The sequence below is a fragment of the Vallitalea longa genome (genome assembly GCF_027923465.1).
GTDB classification, from domain to species: domain Bacteria; phylum Bacillota; class Clostridia; order Lachnospirales; family Vallitaleaceae; genus Vallitalea; species Vallitalea longa.
Map to the genome: position 1 here is coordinate 26,629 of NZ_BRLB01000017.1, position 26,459 is coordinate 53,087.

A 26,459-nucleotide genomic window follows, 5' to 3' on the forward strand; every position below is an offset into this window, starting at 1 on the left:
TAATATTCAGCTCTAAGCAATATCATCTTTTATGTTAATAACTGTTCTATTAAGACCATAGAAAACACTATTTTCATATTTATCTATTCTAATAGTTGATGGAACAGACACTTTATCATCTATATTGAGTACTTTACCATCATTACTTATAACAACAGTTAAATCATCGCTTTTATTATTTATGAATATTTTTAATGTATTGTTCCTAGATAATTGTCTAATACTTACGTCGATAATACTAAAGATGTAATTAGTTAAGTTTGTAGATAAGTTTTCTCCTAGGATATATTTTTTTATAATATTTTTGGTATCTTTATTATAGTTAGTATTGTTCATTTCCACTGATAAATTTAATTCAGATGTAGCGTCAATTAAAAAAATAGATTTACACGCTTTCTTATTTCTATAGTAATTAGCTATTGCTATCCACATAATAAAAGTTAAAATCTCTGCAAAAACAAAACCGAACCAGATACCATTGAGTTCAAATAAAAGTCCGAATAGTAATACACCAATAAAAAGTGAGACTAAATTTCTAGACAAAACAATTATTGCTGCAAATTTTTCTTTACCAGTAGATTGGTAATAATAGCTCATGATTACATTAATAGTCATTAATACAATCCCTATAGCATAAATACGAATTGCATATATGGAGCTTGTGATAATGCTACTGTCTTTTATACCGAATAATACGATTAAAGCTTGTGGAAAAATCTCCAAAAATGCAATTACGATAAAACTAAATATAATACCAGTTTTCAAACCCTTCTTAATTATAATTAAGATATCAGTACTATTTTGTTCTCCATAACTGAAACTGACTAAAGGCTGTATAGTCTGACTTATACCTTCAAAAAGTGTCAATGAAAGTAGTGAGACATTATAAATAACAGTGTATGTAGCCATTCCTATAGTTCCAGACAATCTGAAAATAACATTATTGAGTACAAATAAAGCTATTGATTGGTATATGAATGTTGTAGATGTACCAATACCAGTTTTAAATATTTTAATCAAATCTTTAACAGATAAGTAAAACTTGAATTTCAGTGTATTACTAGCAGTGAAGAAATGGGTGGACATAATTATAATGCTAACCACTTGAGATAACACAAGGGCAAGAGAAGCTCCTGCAACTCCCATTCCTAGAGGTCCTACAAATAAAAGGTCCAATATTATATTAAGTGCAATAGAAGTAAGCATTCCTGCCATCGCAAGCTTAGGCTTACCATCCATCCTTATAAAAAATGCAAAAATAACATTAATCAGAAACACTAATATACCCGCTATTATTATGATTCCATATGCCTTAGTATAATTGAAGACTTCTCCTCTAGAACCTAACGCATACATGATATCATCAATAAAAAACAATCCGAGACAAGTCATCAAAAGCCCAATAAAAACAACATAAGATATTACAAGACTAAAAACCTTACATGAAGATTCCTTTTTACCACTACCTAAATAATGTCCCATGAGTGTAGTTCCACCAACAGCAAAAATAGCAGCTATTGTGTTGATGATAGTGAAAAGAGGTGCATTAAAAGTCATGGCAACAAGAGCATTTTCTCCTATCATATTGCCCAAAATTATAGTATCAGCAAAGGAACCTACTGATGAAACCAAATTGGTCAACATTGTTGGTATCAGTAGCTTGTAATATGCCTTAGAAATCAGTACATCATTTTTCATTAGTATTTCTCCTATCAACGACTAATCTTATTTTTCCTCCATATTCGCTTAATATAAAATCCTCTTTAGTGCAATTTTTCACAAATATATTACCCATCTTCGACTTAATGACATCATCGATCTCATAATAATTTTCTCTTAAAATATGAATTATGTTAGTTCTATCCAGACTATCATTAACACATATTGTCATCTCAGGTATACCATCGATACAATCTAAGATTATTTGAAGTTCTCCATTATAACCTAATTCTTTATATAAGATATCTTTAATTTTTTTGGTATTAATGTAACTAGTAGCAAACCTTAATATATCTCCATATCTTCCTAGTAACTCAAATTTTGGGGTTAATCTACCACATTTACAAGGTTCCGTAATTAATCTAGCTAAATCTCCAATCTCATATCTATATATATTAAGTGAATCATCTGTTGAACTAATTATGACTCTTCCTACTTCACCATTCTCAGCTGGCTCATCGCAATCCATCTTTATAATCTCAAGATACTTGGAATCAGAATTCAAATGATGTTCATTATTAGTACAATACTCACAAGAATACCCGATGGTACCTAATTCGTTACAACCATAAACTAATGATTTAATTATCTTAATACCATATTTTTCTTTTAAAAGTTTGACTTGCTGTGGATAAAAATGTTCACCAGCATAAAAGATTTTATTAATATTATTATAATTAATTAATCTCTCACTCTGTTCATCAAACAACCTCATTAGATAAGTAGGCATGCCAACAAGAACATTTACATTATTATTAATGATTTCATTAACTACAGAATCAAAATCATCTATAGCCGTCATTGGTAACTGTGTAACACCTAAATACTTTAATGATTCATATATACTTATAAATCCTCCATATAGATGACCTGAATAAAATAGATTAATGCATATATCACTCTTAGGGTCCAATCCAGCTGCAAGCATAGCATTTCCTCCAGTTATATATGTAGTTTCTGCATCTTCATATTTATGAGGAGCATAGATAGACTTACCTGAGCTACCACCACTCTTTAACAATATATACCCTGGTTGTCCTTGGTAATCTGGATGGTGAAAATCTTTTTTCTTCAAGATAGGTGTACCATCACAAAAAGGTTTACTATCTTGCGAAATAATCTCGGAGAAACTCATCATTGCTTTTGGTAATACATTAGATTCAATGCTAACTCTCTTAACATATTGTGAAAGAGCATATACTCCATCATGAGGCTCACCAATATAATCATCAAGCATAGAACCTGGATTTTTAATACGAGTAATACCAGCTTTCAATAACTTATCAGTTAATGTGACTATTTCCTTGAGGTCACAAGCTAAAGCTACTGATTGCATATATGAGCGATATGGTCTTAGAGTTTTAACAATATCTTCTCTAACTAAAGGTTTAACGATAACTGTTCTATATAAAGGTGAAGCTGTTAGGTTATTATCAAAATCCACAAAAATCCTGAAATCATTGTCTGGAGAAATAAATACTTTCTTATCACCCATAATCTCACTCATTTTTTCAAGTAAAGTTACAGATGTAATTTCAGCAGTACTTAGATTTTGAATTTCACCAATAATGTATTTGGGAGATACAATTTCAAGAGCATTATATAATTTCTCTGCATAAGATATAAGTTCTTGTCTATCATTAGTATCAAAATAGACTACTTGTGGGGAAGAACACGCTTGTTGATCATTAATACATATATCAATACATAGATTTTCTAATGCCTTTTTGGTAACTCCATCCTTGGTAAAATATGCGATACTGATACGATGACCCCATTCAATAATTTTAGTATTACTAGATACCATTGACTTAACACCGTCTATAGCCTTATCTGATCCCCATACAGCAATTCCATCACAGAATGAAAATACCATTTTAAGAGATTCTTTTTCTTTAGATGATAATGGTAAAACATAATAATAAGGGCTTAGCTTATGCTCTATTTCACATATGATTTCTACTAGCTTCATAACTATTTTTTCTGTATTGCTAGCAGGTTTTATAATATTGATATTACCTGTTATAAGCCCTTCAACAGAACTAAAAAAGGGTAATAAAGCATCATTAGAGCTTGTAACATGACCTAATACTCCAAGAGGCTGCCATCTTTCAAAAACATTTTCATTTGGACTTATCCTTTTGGTTATACAGAATTTATTTCCTAATTCTCTTGAAACTTTGCGGTTAAGTGCTTCTTTATTCAAGATAGAATAAGCTTCTTCTTTAGTCAGTTTAGCCTGTTCTTCACTAAGTCCATATTCCAGAAGTTCTGGCATCAATAGATGTTTATCATTAATTAACATTGCACCTAATTTATCTAAAGCATCAATAATTGTTGAGTACTTCACATTGCATTTATCTAAATCTTCTATAAGATAATCATCTACTTTGCTTAAAACATCAGATATATTACAGTTTTTTTCTAATTTACCTCTAATAATATAATCCATTATTCCACTCCTATCTTTTTAATAATTCACTAGCAGTAATTGCACAGCTCTTTGCAACACTAGTACCAGCCCTACCTAGAATTTCCATATAAGGTGTATTAATACCACAACCACAATCTTCTGCTGGATGCATTACAGCCATATCTCCCATTAGTACAGAAATCGCTGGAACACTTAGCAAATGTGGGGTAATGAAATTAGCAAAACCTACTTCACCAAAGGGAAGTGGTTCTAGAGTTTTGAAGTCACGAATAAACATTCTGCTATAAATGGGAATGTGAAAATGATGATTTTTACATTCAAAATATGGAACAGAATGTTCAGTTGAACCATAACCATCTCTACAATTTTCTTGTGGTACACCAAGCATTTCTTCACACAAATTATATAATTCATATTTTCCTATCTGCTTATCAGCATAACCTTTCCAGCCGCCGCCAAGCATCATTATTGATTTCGTATTAAGTTTAAGCGGTCTCATGTTAAGATCTTGCATTTGTTTAAGTGTAAAATATAAGAACGATGGGAAACCGAATATTCTTACAGGTAACCCCTGTTCTTCATATTCATATAGCTTGTTAATAACTCCAAAAACGTCAAAATCATGTCCATGTCCATTATATTTAAGGGCAAAGAATTTATCATTGACAGGTGCGTACTGCATAAGTCCCTCATCAGTTTTCGCAGTTCCTAACTTACTACCCTTAGTTGGCTCATATGTATAAAGAATATAATTTGTTTTTTCATTAGATAAAAAACCATAATATTTAATCATATTTCTAATCATAGATTGTCCAAAATCCCAGCTAGGTTTATCGAAGAACATTTGACTTTTTTGTCCTGCTGTTCCCGAACTTGTTACATGAACGAAAATTTTATCTCTATCAACTGACAAAGATTCATAAGTTTTGAAGAAATTTGCTGGAATACATGGAATTTTTATTAGATCTTCTTCCGTCTTAATATCAGAAGTTTTGAAATTGTTTTCATCTAACAACTTTTTAAAAAATACATTGTTTTGTGCATGATGCTCTAACACCTCTATTATTGCGTTAATAAAGATTTTACTTGTCCCATTTTGATCATATACTTTTTCATAAAATTCTAACCTTTCTCTATTAATCATAATATCCTCCATATAAAATTGTTTTGTATACAATAATACTTTCAATTAACTTACATTTATACTTAAAATACAATAGTGAAAATAATTAAAAATATATGAATATACTACTACAATATCAAACAAAAATCCATTAATTATTATTTTAAATTATTGAAAATACAAAAAATCGACATTTATTTTATAGAAAAGTATTAGATAATTAATTAAATAAAGTTTTTCATATAACTTGATTACTTTATTATAGTAAAATGATAAATTAAGAATTAATATTGGTATGGCTTTATGTTTTTAGTTAATAACATAAAGAAGATTGAGCAGCTGTTGTATTAAAAAAGAGAATATACTTGTTAATTATATCTATTGTATCTTAATCTACCCTAATTTTGAAATCACCTACTTTCTGAATCACTACTGAATATTCTTATTATAAACGCTAGTACAATGATAAAGGCAACATACATATCCATATATCTAATACCCTCCTTGATTATTACGCAAATCGGATTTTCATCTACATGTAAAAACCCGCTTTGCTTGACACGTTCTTAGAAGACAAAAAATGAGCCTTATGAAAGCAATTCACTTTCAAGGCTCATTACATTTAGCTATTTACTATAAACCTACTTACTACTTTTTATAAGATTCATTTTTTTGATATTAACACATTACCTATTTATATATTTTTCCATATCCATTACATACACTCTTCTTGTACCACCTTCATAGGCATTAAATGCAACATATCTATTTGTCCTATCCCATGCTGGATGAGGATCAACACGCAATGCCATATTCTTGGATTGATATGGAGTTCTAACATTAATACGAAGAAGCTCTTCTTCGTCTCCTGATTCAAGATATACCAGTCTTAATGGCGCTGTTCCATCCCCATAAGCAAGTTCCTCATGAGCATAAACATCAGTAATTAAAAATTTACCATTTGGATGGACTGTAGGATGACCAGAACCAGTAACATCCCAAAACATAGGTTCTATGTTCTTCCCATCAAGTGTAGCTGTAGCGAATAACATCTTGCCCCAATCTTTTACAAGATTCATAGTTAATAACTCTTCACTTGGATGCCATGTAGTATGATGTCCACGATTAATCCAATGCTCTTCTGGAATAGATGCTTGTAGATTGCTACCATCTCTATTACAAGTAAAAATAATAAATCTTATTTCTGGTTTACCAATAGCACTTTTACAATTATGAAGTTCTTTTGGAATCCACCTTGTAGAGAACATTATTTTTTTTCCTGATGGACTATACTTTGAATGAAATAAATAACATTCTCCGTCTTTTTTCTCTTCAATATATTCTTTTGAATAACAAGTCTCAAAAATTTCTTTCATTGAAAGAAGTAATTTTGCTTTACCAGTTCTCGTATCTGTTATAAATAGTCCCTCATCTTCTGAAATAATCGATACTGTCTTAGTTAATTCTTCTGGAATAAGAACACCATATCCTGGCTGTGTACGCCACTTACATGAAGGATTACCCGTACATGCTTCAAGACCATCAGGTGATACATGATATACTCCTATTTCCAATCTAGTTTTTTCACCGGTTTTCCAGTTTAGTTTAATACCATAATATTCCCAAGTTTGAGGGTCAACGTCATTATAAATAACTAAATCATCATTCTCTCCCCAGTTAATATTAGCACCTAATTGATCTTCAAATCCATGAGACTCTGCAACAACTTTCTCAATACCTTCTTGCAAATCAACAATAACGATTTCCCCTTTATCACCAGGTTTAGGTATATCTGTTTCATCAGGCAATCTAAATAATGCCATATATCTTCCTGATGGACTAAAAGGTGAAGTATCAAAAAATCTATGTAGAATACGGCCTTCACCTGGAGTAACACAATACACTGGCACTTTAGGTTCGAATTTTTCATATCTTGGGAATTTTTTACTGATTATCATTTAACTATTCTCCTTATCTATTTAATGTCTTATTTTACTCTTAATTGGCTATAGTTCTCTAAAAAATCTTCATAAACATTTGCACTAACTTCCAACATATCTTCTGTATTCTTCATATGCTCTCTTATTCTATCGACCATATTGATAATAATTGATCTATACTTTTTTTCAAATATTAAATTATTTTGCTCCCCAACATCTTCCCCTAAATCATATAATTCAAGGAAAACCTCATCTTTAAAAATATCTATAATTAACTTATAGTTTTCCATAATAGCACAACGTTGGAAATTACCCCTAGCACCATTACCATCAAACTGAATATAAATCATTTCTCTATCAATTGGCTCTTCTGCTATTGCCGTCATTAAAGAAACTCCTGATAAATCCTTAGGTGGTTCTATCTTCAAATATTCACACAATGTAGGTAATACATCTACCGCACTAACTACTTCATCAATCTCTTTTCCCTTACAATCCACACCTGATGGAAATTTCATTAATAGTGGTATTCTAACTGATTCCTCATACATACACATTTTTTGCCATAAGGAATGTGACCCTAACATCTCACCATGATCACTGGTAAAAATAATCAAGGTTTCATCATATATACCTTGAACCTTAAGTTCATCAATAATCATTCCAACACAATGGTCAAGCAACGAAACTAACCCTTTATAGACTGGCCAAATATCTTTCCAATCTTCTCTTGTATATCGACTCCCCAGTATACCCGTAAGATTGTACATTTGAAGTGGTGACTGATCCGCATTCCATTTGCCTACATTTTCAGGCACATCAACTTCCTTGTACATAGAATACCAAGGTTCCGGTATATCCAATGGTGGGTGTGGTGCTAAAAACATTGCATTAAGTAACAAAGGTTTACTTTTATCTCTTTTCCTGATTGCTTTTACCGCCGAATTGGCAAAGTATCCATCAAAAAAGGTATCAAATCCCTCTTTATAACATCCAGTCTTTGGAATAGAATAATCTTTTACTCTTGTAAATTTTCCAAGAGTCATTTCAGCAACTCTACCTCTAAAATTCGGTCCACCAGGTCTTTGTTTATTATGATCTTTTAAATATTTATCATATGTAGCACTTGTAGCTATCCAATTGGTTTTGGAATTGGGATCGTTCTCCATTTTTCCCCCTTCGGTATAAAGGTGTTGTTTTCCTGCATGCCAACTATCCCATTCTCTTTCCATCATTCTATATAAATTAGGTACATCTTTATTTACATCGCCGTGGTGTGCATCTAGACTAAACCATGGATTTATAAGACTCCCATTAATGTTAGGATATTTTCCTGTGAAAAATGCGCCTCTTGCAGGTACACATAACGGAGAGGCACAATATGCTCTATTAAACTTCACACCTTCATTAGCAATCTGAGTGATATTCGGTGTATCTTCTCCCAACATATCAGCCCTCAATTGATCCGCCATAATTACCACTACATTTGTCTTACTCAAAATTATTCATCTCCATTTATACTTTATATAATGAAATACATTATATAGTTAATTGAATACAAAAATCTAATGAATTATTTCAACACCATGAGGTGCTTCAATGGTAAGAATCCCATTCTCCTTCTTGATATTGATTCTCCCGCACTTAACCTTTACCTCTAATTTAAAGGTTTCTAAAGACTCTGGTATATGGGGAGCAAATCGAATCTTACTCCATCCAGGTTCTTCTGGATTTAATCCTATAACCTCTTCCACCAATATGGGAATAGGTGCACTTGCCCATGGGTGACATAAACTAGTATTGAATTTTTGATTTTTTCCCCAAGCTTCATAACATGTGGTAGCTCCTTCTTTTACCATCGTACTCCATAATTCTTTTATGAACGTATAAACTGCTTCATATTCCCCTACTTTAGCTAGCGCTTTCAAAACAAAATAGCTCATTTGAACTCCACAATGGTGAATACGATTCTTAATTAATTTTACAGCATTTTCAATATTGTTTGTTGGAAACAAATCAAAAAGTAAAGGTAATGCATTAGAGTGCATTGCTGAGTGTGTAGAATTTTCTTTATCTACAAAAAGCTGTAATTCTTCATTATAAAAAGCCTTCACGAATGACTTTTTATAACTATCTAAATCATTTATCGGTTCAATATGTAAGATAGATCTAATCTTCTCAATATATGTTAACATTCCATAATAATGAGCATTAATTACATTATGACACTCATCACCCATCGGTTTACTTAATTCACAATCATAATTATCACGTAAATTATTTGGCCAATCAACCAAGTTCCATTTCTCATCAACTTTTACCAATAATCCATCTTTTCTTTCATATGACTTAAAATATTCTTCAAGATCAACCAATTTTTTATACATCTCATTCAAAAATGATTTATCGCCGCTTTGTCTATAATATTGATGTAATTGCATTGGCCACTGCATAGAAAAATCAGCAATTTCTTGCATACGAGCACCAGGAGCTACTGCCATTATTCCATGACAAATAAATGTTGAATTGGCGAAATCAATTAGAGTCTGTTTGTACATATCGGTTTTTCCTGTTAAGTAAATATGTGAATGACCTGTTACCGTAAAATCGCCTAAATATTGACCTTTTTCTCTTGTTGGACAATCTACATATACCTCTTGGGTTCCATACTTAACTCCATTTTTACAAATTTTAATAATATGGTCTATCATTTTATTAGAAGATTGATATATAAAACCTTTATCTTCAAAAGGATAGTGGCGTACAATTGCTGTGAAATCACTTTTGACTGTACACCCTTTTGGTACAATAACTTCAACATATCTAAAAGCTTTATAATCATATATATTAAGATGATCAACTGCTCCAGACAATGTCCAAAACTCTTGGTAGTCACAATTACATCTCATATGATACCGAACATGTGTCTCGTCAAGTTCATCTAGCTCTTCACCGTATCTAATCTCAATAACTTGTCCAGCATTTCCTTGGGCTGTCATTAGAAATTGACCTGTGATTTCTTGCCCGAAATCAATTAAGTAACTATTCTCATAATACCTATTTACTTCAACAGCCTTTCGTTCATACACCTCTAAAGGAACAGTAGAATCTTTTTCAAATGAATAATCAATATCCTCATTCACACTTACTTGAGACCATTTACTATCATTATAAGCCGTTGTTATCCAATCTTCATCATATAACCGACTATCAAAATTCTCAAGATATTGGGTCTCATACCCTGTTGTACCACCAGATTTAAAAGCTTCAGATATCTGATACTTCCAAGTCTCATCCGTTGAGAGAATAATATTATGATCCATATAAACTTCTGCAATCATTCCCTGTCGGTAATCTCCACTATTCCAAACTCTATTACGTAAACCTTGATAGTATACATGGACAGCTATAACATTCTCACCCTCAACTAGATATTTACTAATGTCATAGCAATTGTATTTATAAGCAAAATAATATCCAGGAGCTGGTCCTTGACCTACAAATTGACCATTAATATACAATTTATAGTAATCATCAGCAGTTATATTAATAACTGCATTCTTCTCTTTATTACAAACTCTGAATTTTTTTCGTATCAGCATATGTTTATTTTTAAGATTATCTCTATGCTCTTCTATGTTTTTACATTGCATCTCTTTACGAAAAATATCTATAGGTTTTAATCCTTTAAAAGACGGATCAATAATCCACTTTGCATTCCAATGTTTTTTCATAATTCATTCTCACAATCTATTTTTATAAAGTACTAAGGTAGTCAAAACTTTCTTTTAAGCTTTGAACTGGATCATCTGTATGTCGATCTTGTTCAACAGCAGCATAAGTAACACCTGCATTATATGCAGCTTCAAGTATCTTAGTCCACTCCAGATTTCCTTTACCAATTTCTGCAAATTGAACTTCATTATTAACAATTCTATAATCTTTAAGGTGCATAACACCCATATTTCCAGCAACTTTATTTATCCATGTGACAGGATTAGCGCCACCTGCTTGAACCCAATGAACATCTAACTCCAATTGGACATATTCTGAATTAAAATTATCATATAAGTATTGTAACCATGGTTGACCATCTTTTAACTCAAATTCCATTTTGTGATTATGATAGATAAGTTGAATTCCAGCCTTTTTCAATTTCTTACCAACTTCATTCATTATATCAACGAACTCACATAATTTATCTGATTGTTGATATTCTTTTGGCATAATTCCAACTCCTGCATATTGACAATCCCACATTTTATGAATCTTGATTACCCAATCTATATTCTCTTGCATATACTTAATATTAAAATGTGTTGCACATATATCAAATTCAAGTTCTTTTGCTATCTTACTAAATATCTCAGCTTTTTCAGGTGTTACTTCTCCAACTCCTGAAATCTGAATCGCTTTATATCCAATTTTTCGTATCTTAGTTAATACTTCACGAATTTCAGCTTCACTTTTATCCGCTATTAACTCTCTTACTGTAAATAATTGTGCTGCTATAATTGGTTTATTCATAATATCTCCTTCTTGTATATATTATTATTATTAAGGTTATTGATAACAAAGTAACACTAATTGTGTTGCTCTAATTCCATCTTCCAAGGATACCTTAGGATTCGTCTTATTCTTAATACTATCATATATATCTTTTATAATCAGTTTATGGCTCATTCCCCAGTAGGACTTATTACCTTCTTTTAATATGTCAGCAATAACTAATTCTGATTTCTTGTTTTTAACTAAAATTAATTGCCTATCTCTTAACTGCAACTGCCCCTTTTCAAAAATAAATTCCATTTCTATCGGACTGTTATCTCCATAACTATTTGTTCCGTAAAAATTCCCAATTGCTCCATTTTCATATTCCATAGTCATCATCGCAGTATCTTCAACTTCTATATCAGGATGAGAATAATTGGCAATATGTCCTTTTATTTTTTTTATAGGACCACCAATGTATTCCATTAAATCCAAAGTATGTATTCCTTGATTTATTAAGAGCCCGCCTCCTTCAGTTGCCAGCTTTCCTCTCCATGTTGAGTCACTATAATATTCACCTTTACGGCACCATGTCAAAATACCTTTTGAAGCAATTAACTTGCCAAGTTTTCCTGAACCGATAAGCTCTTTCATTTTTATGGTCGTTGGATTGAACCGGTTTTGCAAAGTCACACCTACTGTCAAGCCAGTTTCACTGGCAATTTCCTTTAATTCTTCTAATTCTTTCAAATTGATACCAACAGGTTTTTCAAGAACGACATGTTTTCCCATTTTAAGAGCCTCAATAGCCATTGAAGCATGTAAGTAATGAGGCGTTAAAATATGAACGATATCTACATTCTCGTTTGTTAATACTTCTTTGTAATCTGTAACCCATAAACACCTTTCTTCCTGAGCGACAGATTTTGCTAATCCTGAGTCAATATCACAAACCATTATAAGCTCTACACCATCGTATTCATGAATACTATCTAGATGGACAGACATAATAGTCCCACAACCAATGATTCCGATTCCAAATTTTTTCATGATTAACTCCAATCTTTTGCTTTTATGCTCTAGTCACATTTAATGACTGCCAGTAAGATCTGCAGTAACTTCTTTTGTAACCTTTTTATACACTGAATTATTTATTTTTTCGTCTAATAATTCTTTATAACGAGAACCGTCAATCGGTAAATCTACCCAATCGTCAATCCAAGAGGACATATGCATAGCATTAGATAACGATAGTCCATTGATTCCTTCTATTCCCGGTGCCAACTGCTTTTCATTTTTTAGAATTGCATTAACAAAATTTTGCATAATTCCAACATGTGCTGTCATTTTACCAAAAACTTCAATTTCTTTTACTTCTACTTCAGGTTTCTTAAATAGTTCATCTGTTGTTTTTGAATATTTATACATGCTAACTTCATTCTTATAAAATGTCAGTTTTCCACCTTCTACTACTAATTTCCCGTTTTCCCCAGTGATCTCTAATCTATTTGTACCTGGTGTTTCACCTGTTGATGTTATAAACGTACCTGTCGCACCATTCTCGTATTCAAAGTAAGCTGTAACATCATCTTCTACTTCAATATTATGATACTGTCCGTATTTAGCAAAAGCTCTAACTCTTTTTGGCAATCCACAAAGCCATTGAATCAAGTCAATTTGATGAGGGCATTGATTCAATAGAACACCGCCACCTTCACCTTTCCAAGTTGCTCTCCAACCTCCTGATTCATAATATCTTTCTGTTCTAAACCAATTAGTAATCACCCAGTTCACTCGCATAATCTCTCCGAGTTCACCACCATCTACCATCTCTTTTACCTTTTGATATAACGGATTTGTTCTTTGGTTATACATGACTGTAAATACTTTATCTGATACCGCAGCAACTTTATTAAGTTCTTCTACCGCCTTTGTGTAAACACCAATTGGCTTTTCTACTAACACATGCAATCCTGCTTTTAATGTTTGAATTCCCATTGTTGGATGATTATAATGAGGTGTTGCAATAATCAAAGCATCACACTCTCCTGATTCAATCATAGCATCAATACTATCAAAAGTTAAAATATCATCTCCCAAGTTTTCTTTCGCCCATTTAAGTCTTTCTTCTTTTATATCACAAACAGCAACAAGTACGCCATTTTCAACTTCACCATCTATTAATTTACGGGAGTGAGAACTTCCCATATTACCAATTCCTACAATACCTAATCTAACTTTATCCACAATTACACCTCTCTAATAATTTTCATTAAGCTATTGAAAGCCAGTTTAAACTTTCCTGCGTCAGATGCTTCTTTAAATTTCGGAATATCGCCATCACTTTCAAGATTGCTAAATCCTACAAAATCACCAAGATGTGGCTCTAAAGATAAGAACCCTTTATATCCACAATTCTTCAACTCACTAATAATCTCAAAAATATGTCCATCTCCTTTACCAGAAGGAACTACTTCTCCTGTTGCATTTACTGCGTCTTTAATGTGATAATAAGTCACCTTATCTTTTAGCGTATTAAATGCATTGGGATAAGTTGTAATATTACATTGGACATAATTTGCAGGATCAAAAATCAATTGAAAATGTGATGAATTGATTGTGTTATATAAATCCAAACAACGTTCTGGAATATCTCCATAAATGTCTTTCTCATTTTCATGAAGAAGTATAATATCTTGCTGTTCTGCATAGTTTACTAATATCTTAAGTCTTTTTATTACTTCATCTCTATACCTTAATACATCTGCTGTTTCAATATAAAAACTAAACATACGAATATATTTTGTTTCAAGAACTTTGGCAATCTCAATGATATGCTTAAAAGTTTCAAAGTGATTCTCAAAGTCATCAGTGATCTTAATCTTCCCAATAGGTGATCCAATAGCAGATACTTTAATGCCTATTGAATCCATTTCTTTTTTTATTTTATTAACCTCTTTTATAGAATGTTCTACAATATTTTTTCCATTAACACCTCTAATTTCAATATATTCAATACCTAACTTCTTCATTTCTTCTAACTGCACAGAGAAATCTGGACTAATCTCATCTGAAAATCCTGTTAATACAAATTGACTCATAATATACCTCTTTTCAATATTTGCTAGCATTATTGCAATATATTTAACCCACTTTTTATTTATACGCTTTTAATCTCGCTAAGGCTTCAACAAAATAATAATCGCCATAAATTAATGATACATCAATGCCTAAACCTTTCGGATAATTAAATGTACCACCTCTTAACAATCCATCATTTTTGTTATCCCAATTACCATAATTCTCATACATTGATTTAACAATAGATTGAGCTTTATTGAAATACTTAAGTTTGTCTTTACCGTTAAGATGCTGTGACAATTCTAAAAGGCCACATGCGGCACATGCACCTGCTGATGTATCTCGAGGTGTGTCTTTTTCTCTAGGTACCTTAAAGTCCCAATGTGGTACAGAATCTTCTGGAAGCTCCCTAATAAAAAAATCTGCTACTTTTTTAGAAGCTTCTAGATATTTATTATCTTTTGTATATTTGTAAGCTAATGCCATACCATAAAGCGCCCATGAAGTTCCTCTTGACCAAGCAGATGTAATAGAATGTCCCTGACCACTATGTACTCGTATCATCTCACCTGTATATGGATTGAACTCAACCATATGATTAACCGAACCATCATCACGTATAAAATACTTTAGTACTGTTGCTGCATGAGCTTTAGCAAAATGACTAAATCTTGGATCTCCACTTTCTTCTGTTGCCCAGAAGAGTATTGGTAAATTCATCATACTATCAATAATACTCAAGCCTCTATTATCAGCTCTATTTATATTTTTTGTATTCCAAGCAACCAAAAAATTACCAGCACAATTAAATCTACTTGAAAGGTAACTTGCTGCAATCAAACCACGTCTTCTAGATTCTAAATTACCAGTCATCTTATAATGTTTAATAGATGTTAACATCCACATAAAACCCACATCATGATGCAAGTTTGTATATTCTTTTAATGATTGATCCATTATCTTTTCACAACTAAGAGCAATTTCTTTAAATGGTTTATATTTTGTATCTTCATACAAAAGCCATAATAACCCTGGCCAAAAACCTGTTACCCAACGCCATGTATCTTCAGTATAACTATATTTGCCATTTACAGACATAGATGGAAAACGATTCCCAATATTTACACTTGTTTTCTTAATTTTATTTATAACATCTTCCCACGCATTATAGACCCATTTATTGACACTTAACATAGTTTTATACTATCCTTTCATTATCCTACTATATAGGAGTACATGTCCCAATTTTTATCTTATTGGAATTTGAAACCATCTTAATAACATCCTATTTTTTATTCTATTACAGTCAATACTACCGTATCAAATTTTTTACTACTAGTTCCAACCATTATATTAAATGTACCAGCTTCAATAGTTGGCTTATAGTCAATACCTGTAAATTCAATCTTATCGGGTGTTATCTCAAACTTAACCTTTTTAGTATCTCCCGGACTTAATGTAATTCGTTTAAATCCTTTTAACAACATCTTCGGTCTCGTAACAGAAGCTACATTATCTCTAATATACATCTGTACAACCTCATCACCCACTCGGTCGCCTGTATTACTGACATTAACACTTACTTCAACACTGTCACCAATTTTAATAACTGATTTCGAAAGAGCTAATCCTTCATACTCAAATGTTGTATAGCTTAATCCATGTCCAAAGCAAAAATATGGTCCTTCTATCTCAAACAAATAATCTTTTAAGAATCCAGATGGTTTTTGACTGTAGTATGCAGGTAAATGTCCTGCAGATCTTGCTAAAGTAACCGGTAATTTACCTCCTGGATTAACATCACCAAATAGAACATCTGCTACCGCATTCCCTGTTTCCTGTCCTAAGTACCACCCCTCAAGTATAGCTGGAGCATTATCATAAACAAATCCACAAGATAATGGCTTTCCATTTATTAATACAACAATTGTTGGTGTACCAGTTTCTAATAGCATCTCTAAAAGTTTATTCTGTTGTCCAACAATATCCAATGTTGCACTATCACCATAATGCTTTTGAAGCGTTACTGCCTCACGACTAGATGATGGTGATCCTCCAATACAAACAATAGCTACATCTGATTTCTTTGCAGCCTCAACAGCTTTTTTCATCTCTTCAATTTCTTCATCCAAAGTATAAAGAGTTGGATTTTTACTAACAACGTTAGTCTCAGTTTCTATAACTTTTACACTTTTTGTTATATGACAACCTTTTTCATATAATACCTTACATTGATTACCTACTTTACCTACTATACCATTGAGTATACTTGTACCAATATTAGGACGTGTACTATAATAACTAAATTCAACTGGATCTGCATTTGGCCCAATTACAGCAATAGATTTAATATTTTTTTGCTCTATAGGCAATAAATCATTTTCATTTTTCAAAAGGATAATTGTCTTATCTGCTGCTTTTTTAGCTAACGTTTTATGAGCTTTGCTGTTAACTAAAGTCTTCGCCTCATCTGGATCTGCATACACATTCTCAAACAAGCCTAATTCAAATTTAACTTTCAAAATTCTTGACACAGCTTGATTTATTAATTTTACAACTTCTTCAGATTTTTTAGCTGCACTTAAAAGACTATTAAATGCTGAACCACTAGGAATATCCATATCAAGACCTGCACTCAAAGCACAAACTGCTGCCTCTTCAACATCTTTTGAAACATGGTGCAATAAATCCAAACGAGAGGCATCATTATAATCACTAATAACGATACCATCAAATCCCCACTCGTCTCTAAGTACATTCGTTAGTAACCATTTATTAGCATGACATGGTATACCATCTATTTCCGAGTGAGATGGCATTATCCCTTTCGCCCCAGCTTCCATAACTGCTGCTTTAAAAGGAGGTAATATTTCATCTCTAAACATACGCAGCGGTATATCTGTAGGTGCAAAATTCCTTCCTCCTGCACATTGCCCATAACCTGCAAAATGTTTTGGTGATGATATAATATGTCCTTTTTCAACACCTTGGCTACCACCTTGTAAACCTTTTACAACAGATACAGCCATTCTACTAACTAGATAAGTATCTTCACCAAATGTCTCTTCATACCTACCCCATCTTGGATCTCTACCAATATCTAAAACCGGTGTAAAAGCTTGATGTCCACCTCTTGAATTTGTTTCTTTTCCGATTGCAGTATAGATTTCTTCAACTAGCTCGGTATCAAATGTTCCTGCAAGACCAATAGGCCTTGGGAACATTGTTGAATCTTTAGATAACTGTCCCATAAGACATTCTTCTTGAGACAATACTGGAATCTGCAATCTTGTATGATCTATTATATGTTTTTGTAAAATATTTCTATATACTGCACTTTTTTCAGGTGACATGTGCTTACCTGGTAATTGAAAAGCTCCTATCCCGTTAACAAGCAAATCTTTAAGTTTTTCATTTTGGATTTGACCTGACTCAAATAACTCAGTTTCCTCATTTTCATCAATTAACAAGGTTGTCGTATCAATAGAGATTGTTTGAGCAATCTTCTCTTCTAATGTCATTCTCTTCATAAGATCCTTAACTCGTTCACTTATTGGCAACTCAGTATTCTTATAAATCTTTTTTTCATTAATACTTGTATTCTTCATTATTTATCCTTTCACTGATCCAATCATAACTCCTTTAGCAAAGTACTTTTGTAACCTTGGGTAAATAATCATCATTGGTAGTGTTGATACTACAATAACTGAATATTTCAACATATTTGCTGTATCTTGTTGCTCAAGTAACGCAGCCATTGCTTCTGGACTCATAGAATCTGTCATTATATCCGAACTAAACGAACTCAAAATTAAAATCTCACGCAATATTAATTGCAATGGGAATTTTGCATGATCTTTCAAATAAATCATAGCATTAAAATATGAATTCCAATGCCCAACACCATAATAAAGCATAAGTACAACAAGAATAGGCTTTGATAAAGGTAAAATTATTTTTGTAAACGTTTTAAAGTCACCACAACCATCTATTTCAGCTGCTTCATTTAATTGTTCTGGAATCGTATTCTCAAAGAAAGTCCGAGCTACAATAAGATTGAACACAGATACTGCCCCACTTATAAGCATAATAGTTCTTGTATCTACAAGGTGTAATGAATTAGCATTCAAATAACTTGGAATAAGTCCTCCATTGAAATACATAGTGAAAATAAAAAGCAGCATTATGTATTTTCGTCCTGCTAAATTTTTTCTTGACAATGCATATGCACATGGTACAGTCACTGCTAGATTTATTAACGTACCTAATACAGTATAAAATATTGTATTTGCATAACCAACCCATATATCTTTTTGCATAAAAACATATTTATAACCTTCAAGTGATGGATTAATTGGAAACAAAAACATTTTTCCTGACGAAACCGCATCTGGATCACTTATAGAAGCACTTAATACAAAAAGAATAGGATATAAAGTTATAATAAAACTAAGTACTAATAATGTATAATTTATTATATCGAAGGCCAAATCAGAGCCATGGATCTTCATTCTTGTCTTTTTTCTTTTATGTCTAGTTACTACATTAGCCATTTTTTCTTACCACCTTTTTCATTTATTAGTTAAAATATGATTTTTACTATGTTTAATTACTATATTTACTTTACCATAAACTTGATTTACCCACTTTTCTTGATATTCTATTTGCAAGTATTAGAATAATTGCATTAATTATAGAGTTAAATAATCCAACTGCAGTAGAGAATGAGAAATCAGAATTTATTAATCCCATTTTGTATACATAAGTTGAAATAACTTCAGAAGCACTAATGTTTGTTGCATTTTGTAACAAATATACTTTTTCATATCCTACACCTAATAGTTGTCCACAACGTAAAATGAATAGTATGGTCATTGTTGGAATAAGAACTGGAAAGTTAATATATTTAATTTTTTGAAGTCGGTTTGCACCGTCAATCTCTGCTGACTCAATTAATGATTTATCAACACCCGAAAGAGCTGCAAAATATATAATGGCTCCCCATCCTACATTCTGCCAAATACCACTTAACACATATACCCATTTAAACATTCCTGAATTCTGCATAAAGAAAACAGATTCCATTCCTAATAAGTTAAGAAATTTATTGATAATTCCTGTAGAAGGATTCAAAAATAATGTAACCATACCACATACTACAATAATGGATATGAAATGAGGTGCATAAGATACTGTTTGAAATGTATGCTTCATTTTTTCATTCTTAATTTCATTAACCATTAGTGCTAAAATTATTGGTATAGGAAAGCCAATAACTAGAGACAGTAAACTAATAGTCAATGTGTTTTTCAAAATGATGGGAAACCAATAAGAGCTGAATAAACGACTAAAGTTGTCAAAACCTACCCATGTGCTTCCCATAATTCCCGCTCTCATATCAAAATCTTTAAACGCAATAATTACACCATACATTGGTTTATATTTAAAAATAATAAGATATATAACCGCAGGCAATATCATAACATATAATTGCCAATGTTTAATTATTCGTTTTTTTAACTTTTTATTTTTATTTTTTTTCAACATTCTGTTATTTATAGCCTTTTCCATAATTTCTCCTTTAGTTGGTTAAATATGCTACCATCATTATTAAATTTTTTAATGATACTTTGATTTCTGTTTATACTTAACTATTGCTATTTTCGACATATTCTTTGCGATATGCTGAAGCATTCATACCACATTCTATTTTAAATCGTTTTCTAAAGTTAGGTACATCTATGTACCCTAATTGAGGAACTATATCTTTTATAGGTAAATCTGTTTCAACCAATAATTTCTTTGCTTTATTCATACGAAGCTCTGTAACATATTTACTGTAGCCTTTACCTGTTTTGCTTTTAAACAAACGACTTAAATAAGCTTTTGTAAACCCTGAATAAGCTGCAACTTCATCTAACGATAAATCATAGCGACTAAAATTTTCGTCTATATATTTAATTATACGAACAAAATCATCCTGTTTCTTTGTCTTTTTGCAGTACTGAAAAACAATTTTATTTATTGTTTCATTAAATTCTTCACCACTAGATGAAGCATATTTAATGGCATCGGATACCAGTTTTCCTTTCACATGAGATTCATCTTGATTTTTCACCATCATAATCAACGGTTGAAGCATACAAAATCGTAGATAACATCTATTTTCTTCGGAATCTATTTGATAAAATATGTACTGGTTCATTCGTTGTATCCAATATTCAATATCTGATTGGTTCTCTTCCTTCAAAGCCTTAACATAACCCTCTACATCTTTTTCTGGCAGTTGCAAGACCTCTTCTCTTGCTTTAATTACATTCTCCCAAAATTCAATCTTCCTAAAGCCCTGACAGTTACTCATCTTACGCAATGTACTAACAGCCTCTATATAAGCATAACTAGCCATAGATATGTTCTGATACATTTGACTAAATCCTATTCGAATACCCCCTGTATTCTCCAACTTACCTGCTTTAATCAAACGTTGCACAACACTGTTTCTTTTCTGATATAAGTAATCTTCGTTAGGGCTTTCAACCAAGAATAGCATAGCAGTCTGACCATTAATTGGTACTTTACAAAACAACTCTGTTTCAAGAAAATTCTCAAACTCTTCAATAAGAATATCTTTGTCTTTAATAATAATACCACCTATAAAATAATAATCTTCATATAATTCTATTTGAGAACTTTCCAATATTCTATTAATCTCATTCGGTTCTTTTATTAATCCATAGAACAATTGCATTGCCACTTGTCTCTTTAACTGTTTTTGAGATTCAACAGCAATTTTTTGCCAATTATCGCTTTCAAATATTATTGTATTAACAATGGACTCTACAAAACTAAATTCGTAATTCTTTTTTGAAATTCTCCTCTCCTTTAAATCTATTTCAAGCATTTCAATATCTTTATATCGTTTCTTACTTACATAAAAAGAAACAATCATTGTAATCAAAACACTCAAAGTAATAAAGACATAATTAAATCTCTGATTATATGTAACATTTTTATATAATTGATCTGAGTCATATATAACTTCTATCTTTATCCCCATATCTTTAATAGCATCTGAAACTACTGTATAACCTTTTAGCTCAGTTGTAAGATTTTCTTCAGTAGTAAGAAGTGATAATCCATGAACTTCATTATATCCAAAATGAATTTCTTCTTGATTATTAATAGTGACTATTATATAGGCCGGGAAACGATCTGTTAACTGCTCTAGTTTTAGTTTAAATTGATCAAAATCAATGCAATAATTGACAGAGCTTCCAACACTACTAGCCCAATTTCTATTCATATAATGATAAACCAGATAACCGGATTTATCCGTATATAATACCTCTACTCTATTCTCTTTTGTATCCATTAACTCTAAGGCTTTAAGGGTAGAATCTTTAGTACAGCTAAGAACATTTTCAAAATGGACTTTACATTTTGAATAACCCATAGCTGAATAAATGTAATGATTTCCATAAGATAAAAACACGTCAACCGTATATGGGTCATTACAATTAATATCTTCTAACACTTCTATGCCTTTTCTTGCTCTTATGTAATTAGATTTCATCTTATTTTCTGCTAATTCAGGTCTAGAATATAAACGTATACTATTTTCTTCATAATTTTGATACTCGTTTATTAGTTGAGCACAAATCTTATTTAACTGATTAGCCAATACTTCATTAACATCTTTTTTCATTCGAGTTGTTGTATTCATTGTTATAATAATTGTAAAAAACAATAAAGGCAACACAATAAAAAAATAAGTAATGAAAAATTTAATTATCATAGTTTTTTTATTCATTTTTTTAATAACCATAATTACTTAAACATACGATCATATGCTGTTTGTTCAATTTTAATTAATTCATTAAGTCCCATTTGCTTTAATGTTGTAACATAATTATCCCAACCTTCATCAATATCAACTTCCCCAGTTACAAACTGAGCAACAGCAGTATTAATATAAGATATAATATCTGTTTTCAAAGTAGCTACTCTTTGTCCCTCTTTTTCTGTATAAACAAGCTTTGGTACAACTTCTTCATATTCAATATTTTCTTTACGTCTTAATCGCTCAACTAATAACAACCAATAGCTAAATTCATTATTGTCTGGATCAGCTATAACTTCATTAAGACGTTCATTGGTCATATTTATTACAGCTCCCTCAGGGCGACCTATTGTTCCTGTCATCATCAAAAATGCACTTTGAATAATTGCTCTTTGCTGTCTATATTCCTCTTTTGATTTATAACCCTCTGACACTGGAATATCAACAACTTTAACACCTTCCAAATCTTTATACTCATAAGAATGTCCTTCAAATCCATATTCTCCAGTTAAAATTCCTTCATCTGTACAAAGGTAATCAATTAAGCGTGCAATTGCTATGGGATACTTTGTATCTGCATTTACAATAAATGCTGCACTATCTGTAACCTTACTTTTCAATGGAATTACTCCTTGTTGTCCCTCTTTTTCAGTAAGCCCTCCAATAGCTGTCCAATTTCTATCCCATGAGTTATCTTTTTTAGCTACTACATAGGGTGCAGAAGGACAACCTACAAGTCCAACACGATCTTCACTTGCTTTAGATTCAATTTCTTGTCTTGTTTGTATATATGCCTCTTGATCTATTAAACCTTCTGAATATAGTTTTCTCATATATTTCAAGTACTTTTTATAATTATCAGTAACATTTCCTGACGCAATAGTTCCCTTATCTTCAATTAATAAATAGTCTCGTGTGTATCCTTGTAAACCAAATGCTGATAAAAGAGTAATGTCTGTATACCAATAGTTATTACCATACACCATAGGAATTTCATCATCTGGATCTCCATTTCCATTAGCATCTTTATCTTTAAAAGCTTTAAGTACTTTATAAAGTTCATCAAGATTAGTAGGTTCTTCCATTCCTACATTATCAAGCCAAACTTGATTCAAAAAGATTCTAGGAGTTATCCTAGTTGGATCCATATCAAATTTAGCTATTGAATAAATGTTCCCATCAGGTGCTGTTATAGCTGCTCTCCATTCAGGATATTCTTCTAATCTAGCCTTAAAATTTGGCATATATTCTAAGTATTCATTCAATGGTAAGAAATATCCTTGCTCTCCATATTTGTTTATTTCAGTTAATGATGTTGCACTATTTACTACAATGTCTGTTAGCTCGTCAGTAGACAACATTAATGTAAATTGTGTCTTCCATGAATCGTTAGAATAAGGTTCTGCTTTGATATCAAGTCCAAATTGCTCTTTAAACTGTTCAAGTTGAATCGTGTTCTGCCAATCCTTTGTTGCACCTTGTCTACCTGTCATTGTAAGTGTTATGGGCTTATTAGCAATGGGATAACCTGTTAAATTAATATTTTCATCTACTTTCTTAGTTACTTTTGTACTTTTGGTGTCATCTGAATTACCATTAACAGTATCAGTTTTTCCACAACCAACCATTGATATAACTAGTATCACAATTAATAAAATCATAGTGCTTTGCTTCAACATTTTTTTCATGGTCTTTCCTCCTCAGTTATTTTTCAGTTATTTTATTGTCATTATTTGTAACAATATTAAGTTTACCCTATGTCATCAACACTGTATAGATAGTCAAAATAACCCTATTTTATATAATTATGTACAATTCAAGCAATAAATATCAATTTCACACATATATATTAGTTCATTATGTCAGCTCACATAAACATATCAATTTCTTTTTATTTAATTAGACTGTTTATTAATTTTATCTACTTGAAAATTGTACAATAGTTACATCTACTCTAAAAATTTCACTCAGCTTTTTTACTTCAATGCATTATATAGTTAAATCGCTCATATAACTCTGCAAAAAATAAATATTAGTTTACCTTAAAAATAAAAAAGCTGAGTTATTATTTCTTTTTACTTAAACATACGATCGTATGCTGTTTGTTCAATTTTAATCAATTCGTCAAGTCCCATTTGTTTTAGTGATGTAACATAATTATCCCAACCCTCATCAATATCAACTTCACCAGTTACAAACTGAGCTACAGCTGTATTAATATAAGTTGTAATATCTGTTTTTAAAGTAGCTACTCTTTTACCTTCTTCTTCTGTATAAACAAGACTAGGTACAACCTCTTTATGTACAATATTTTCTTTACGCCTTAATCGCTCTATTATTAACATCCAATAGCTAAATCCACAATTATCTGGAGCCTCCATGACCTCTTCAAGACGTTCATCTGTCAATTTTAATACCGCTTCTTCTGGATAACCTACTGTTGCTCTCTTTATCAATGAAAATGCACCTTGAATAGTTGCTTTTTGCTGTCCATACTCACCCATTGTTTTATAACCCTCTGGCACAGGTAAAGGATGATCAATAACTTGAACTCCTTCTAAATCTTTATACTCATATGAATATCCTTCAAAGCCATGAGTTCCAGTAAAAATCCCTTCATCTGTGCAAAGGTAATCAATCAAACGTGCAATTGCTATAGGATGCTTTGTATCTGCATTTACAATAATAACTCCACTATCTGTAACCTTATTTTTCAATGGAATTACTCCTTGTTGTCCAGCTTTTTCAGTCAACCCTCCAATAGCTGTCCAATTTCTATCCCATGAGTTATCTTTTTTAGCTACCACATATGGTGCAGAAGGACAACCTATAAGTCCAATACGATCTTCGCTAGCTTTAGATTCAAATTCTTGTTTAGTTTGAATATATGCCTCTTGATCTATTAAACCTTCTGAATATAATTTTTTCATATATTTCAAGTATGCTTTATAGTTGTCAGTTATGTTTCCTGACGCTACAGTTCCATCTTCTTCAATTAACAAATAGTCTCGTGTGAATCCATATAAGCCAAATGCTGATAAAAGAGGGATATCTGTATACCAATACGAATCACGATCATACGATAGAGGAATCTCATCATTGACATCTCCATTTCCATTAGCATCCTTTTCTTTAAAAGTTTTCAGCACTTCATAAAGTTCATCAAGATTAGTAGGTTCTTCCATTCCAACATTATCAAGCCAAGTTTTATTTAAGAAAATTCTAGGAATTTCTCCAATCAAACTTATACTTAATCTACCTATTGAATAAATATTACCATCAGGTGCTGTACTAGCTGCTTTCCATTCAGGATATTCTTCTAATTTAGCTTTTAAATTAGGCATATACTCTAAATATTCATTTAATGCTAAGAAATACCCTTGCTCACCATATTGGTTTATTTCAGACATTGGTGTAGCACTATTTACTACAATATCTGTTAGCTCGTTAGTAGATAACATTAATGTAAATTGAGTTTTCCATGAATCGTTAGAATAAGGTTCTGCTTTGATATCAAGTCCAAATTGCTCTTTAATCTGTTCAAGTTGAATTGTATTTTGCCAATCCTTTGTTACACCTTGTTTACCTGTCATTGTAAGTGTAATAGGTTCTTTAACAATGGGATAACCTGTTAAATTAATGTTTTCATCTATTTTTTTAGCTACTTTGATATCATCTGAACCACCCTCAACAGTATCAGTTTTTCCACAACCAACCATTGATATCACAAGTATTACAACTAATAGAATCATAATGCTTTGCTTAAACATTTTTTTCATGACCTTTCCTCCTTAGTTATTTTTTAGTTATTTTATCGTCATTAATTATGAC

The 26,459-nt window shown here is 31.5% G+C and carries 17 protein-coding genes; all 17 read right to left on the reverse strand.

Annotation, left to right across the window (positions count from 1 at the left end; translation table 11 throughout):
* Nucleotides 1–12 precede the first annotated feature (12 nt).
* Nucleotides 13–1,698, reverse strand: a complete 1,686-nt coding sequence (locus QMG30_RS19850) for an MATE family efflux transporter (protein ID WP_281818505.1) — start codon at nt 1,696–1,698, stop codon at nt 13–15.
* Nucleotides 1,688–4,171 (reverse strand): aldehyde dehydrogenase family protein, encoded by a 2,484-nt coding sequence (locus QMG30_RS19855; RefSeq protein WP_281818507.1) that lies wholly within the window; start codon nt 4,169–4,171, stop codon nt 1,688–1,690. Before QMG30_RS19855 ends, QMG30_RS19850 begins: the two co-directional genes overlap by 11 nt.
* A gap of 10 nt (nt 4,172–4,181) precedes the next feature.
* The gene (locus tag QMG30_RS19860) at nt 4,182–5,297 is read right to left on the reverse strand and encodes a LuxE/PaaK family acyltransferase (RefSeq protein ID WP_281818510.1); all 1,116 of its coding nucleotides are present in this window, start codon (nt 5,295–5,297) and stop codon (nt 4,182–4,184) included.
* A 665-nt stretch (nt 5,298–5,962) separates the two neighbouring features.
* On the reverse strand, nt 5,963–7,234 hold the full coding sequence (locus QMG30_RS19865) for a TolB-like translocation protein (protein ID WP_281818512.1): 1,272 nt from the start codon (nt 7,232–7,234) through the stop codon (nt 5,963–5,965).
* 29 nt (nt 7,235–7,263) lie between these two features.
* Complete coding sequence (locus tag QMG30_RS19870) at nt 7,264–8,715, reverse strand: sulfatase family protein (RefSeq protein WP_281818515.1); 1,452 nt, start codon at nt 8,713–8,715, stop codon at nt 7,264–7,266.
* 66 nt (nt 8,716–8,781) lie between these two features.
* Nucleotides 8,782–10,950 carry a family 78 glycoside hydrolase catalytic domain gene (locus QMG30_RS19875; protein ID WP_281818517.1) on the reverse strand — a complete coding sequence of 723 codons (2,169 nt, stop codon included), beginning with the start codon at nt 10,948–10,950 and terminating at the stop codon, nt 8,782–8,784.
* 22 nt (nt 10,951–10,972) lie between these two features.
* A complete protein-coding gene (locus QMG30_RS19880) occupies nt 10,973–11,743 on the reverse strand; it encodes a sugar phosphate isomerase/epimerase family protein (RefSeq protein ID WP_281818519.1) in 771 nt (256 codons plus the stop codon).
* Between the two features lie 36 nt (nt 11,744–11,779).
* Nucleotides 11,780–12,757, reverse strand: coding sequence for a Gfo/Idh/MocA family protein (locus QMG30_RS19885; RefSeq protein WP_281818521.1), 978 nt, complete (start codon nt 12,755–12,757; stop codon nt 11,780–11,782).
* A 39-nt stretch (nt 12,758–12,796) separates the two neighbouring features.
* Nucleotides 12,797–13,954: a Gfo/Idh/MocA family protein gene (locus QMG30_RS19890; protein ID WP_281818522.1), complete on the reverse strand. Its 1,158-nt coding sequence runs from the start codon at nt 13,952–13,954 to the stop codon at nt 12,797–12,799.
* A gap of 2 nt (nt 13,955–13,956) precedes the next feature.
* A complete protein-coding gene (locus QMG30_RS19895) occupies nt 13,957–14,808 on the reverse strand; it encodes a sugar phosphate isomerase/epimerase family protein (protein WP_281818524.1) in 852 nt (283 codons plus the stop codon).
* A gap of 55 nt (nt 14,809–14,863) precedes the next feature.
* A complete protein-coding gene (locus QMG30_RS19900) occupies nt 14,864–15,982 on the reverse strand; it encodes a glycoside hydrolase family 88 protein (protein ID WP_281818525.1) in 1,119 nt (372 codons plus the stop codon).
* Nucleotides 15,983–16,080: 98 nt separating this feature from the next.
* The gene (locus QMG30_RS19905; RefSeq protein ID WP_281818527.1) at nt 16,081–18,396 is read right to left on the reverse strand and encodes a glycoside hydrolase family 3 N-terminal domain-containing protein; all 2,316 of its coding nucleotides are present in this window, start codon (nt 18,394–18,396) and stop codon (nt 16,081–16,083) included.
* 3 nt (nt 18,397–18,399) lie between these two features.
* Nucleotides 18,400–19,341: a carbohydrate ABC transporter permease gene (locus tag QMG30_RS19910; protein WP_281818529.1), complete on the reverse strand. Its 942-nt coding sequence runs from the start codon at nt 19,339–19,341 to the stop codon at nt 18,400–18,402.
* 70 nt (nt 19,342–19,411) lie between these two features.
* The gene (locus QMG30_RS19915; RefSeq protein ID WP_281818531.1) at nt 19,412–20,359 is read right to left on the reverse strand and encodes an ABC transporter permease; all 948 of its coding nucleotides are present in this window, start codon (nt 20,357–20,359) and stop codon (nt 19,412–19,414) included.
* Between the two features lie 76 nt (nt 20,360–20,435).
* Nucleotides 20,436–22,598, reverse strand: a complete 2,163-nt coding sequence (locus tag QMG30_RS19920; protein ID WP_281818533.1) for a helix-turn-helix domain-containing protein — start codon at nt 22,596–22,598, stop codon at nt 20,436–20,438.
* A gap of 17 nt (nt 22,599–22,615) precedes the next feature.
* Nucleotides 22,616–24,316, reverse strand: a complete 1,701-nt coding sequence (locus QMG30_RS19925; RefSeq protein WP_281818536.1) for an extracellular solute-binding protein — start codon at nt 24,314–24,316, stop codon at nt 22,616–22,618.
* Nucleotides 24,317–24,703: 387 nt separating this feature from the next.
* Nucleotides 24,704–26,407, reverse strand: a complete 1,704-nt coding sequence (locus QMG30_RS19930) for an extracellular solute-binding protein (protein WP_281818538.1) — start codon at nt 26,405–26,407, stop codon at nt 24,704–24,706.
* Nucleotides 26,408–26,459 lie beyond the last annotated feature (52 nt).

Coding starts and splice junctions, on each gene's coding strand:
- QMG30_RS19895 (WP_281818524.1), bottom strand. CDS start 14,808: ATGAGTCAATTTGTATTAACAGGATTTTCAGATGAGATTAGTCCAGAT.
- QMG30_RS19905 (WP_281818527.1), bottom strand. CDS start 18,396: ATGAAGAATACAAGTATTAATGAAAAAAAGATTTATAAGAATACTGAG.
- QMG30_RS19920 (WP_281818533.1), bottom strand. CDS start 22,598: ATGAATAAAAAAACTATGATAATTAAATTTTTCATTACTTATTTTTTT.
- QMG30_RS19855 (WP_281818507.1), bottom strand. CDS start 4,171: ATGGATTATATTATTAGAGGTAAATTAGAAAAAAACTGTAATATATCT.
- QMG30_RS19885 (WP_281818521.1), bottom strand. CDS start 12,757: ATGAAAAAATTTGGAATCGGAATCATTGGTTGTGGGACTATTATGTCT.
- QMG30_RS19860 (WP_281818510.1), bottom strand. CDS start 5,297: ATGATTAATAGAGAAAGGTTAGAATTTTATGAAAAAGTATATGATCAA.
- QMG30_RS19850 (WP_281818505.1), bottom strand. CDS start 1,698: ATGAAAAATGATGTACTGATTTCTAAGGCATATTACAAGCTACTGATA.
- QMG30_RS19880 (WP_281818519.1), bottom strand. CDS start 11,743: ATGAATAAACCAATTATAGCAGCACAATTATTTACAGTAAGAGAGTTA.
- QMG30_RS19875 (WP_281818517.1), bottom strand. CDS start 10,950: ATGAAAAAACATTGGAATGCAAAGTGGATTATTGATCCGTCTTTTAAA.
- QMG30_RS19930 (WP_281818538.1), bottom strand. CDS start 26,407: ATGAAAAAAATGTTTAAGCAAAGCATTATGATTCTATTAGTTGTAATA.
- QMG30_RS19865 (WP_281818512.1), bottom strand. CDS start 7,234: ATGATAATCAGTAAAAAATTCCCAAGATATGAAAAATTCGAACCTAAA.
- QMG30_RS19910 (WP_281818529.1), bottom strand. CDS start 19,341: ATGGCTAATGTAGTAACTAGACATAAAAGAAAAAAGACAAGAATGAAG.
- QMG30_RS19925 (WP_281818536.1), bottom strand. CDS start 24,316: ATGAAAAAAATGTTGAAGCAAAGCACTATGATTTTATTAATTGTGATA.
- QMG30_RS19915 (WP_281818531.1), bottom strand. CDS start 20,359: ATGGAAAAGGCTATAAATAACAGAATGTTGAAAAAAAATAAAAATAAA.
- QMG30_RS19900 (WP_281818525.1), bottom strand. CDS start 15,982: ATGTTAAGTGTCAATAAATGGGTCTATAATGCGTGGGAAGATGTTATA.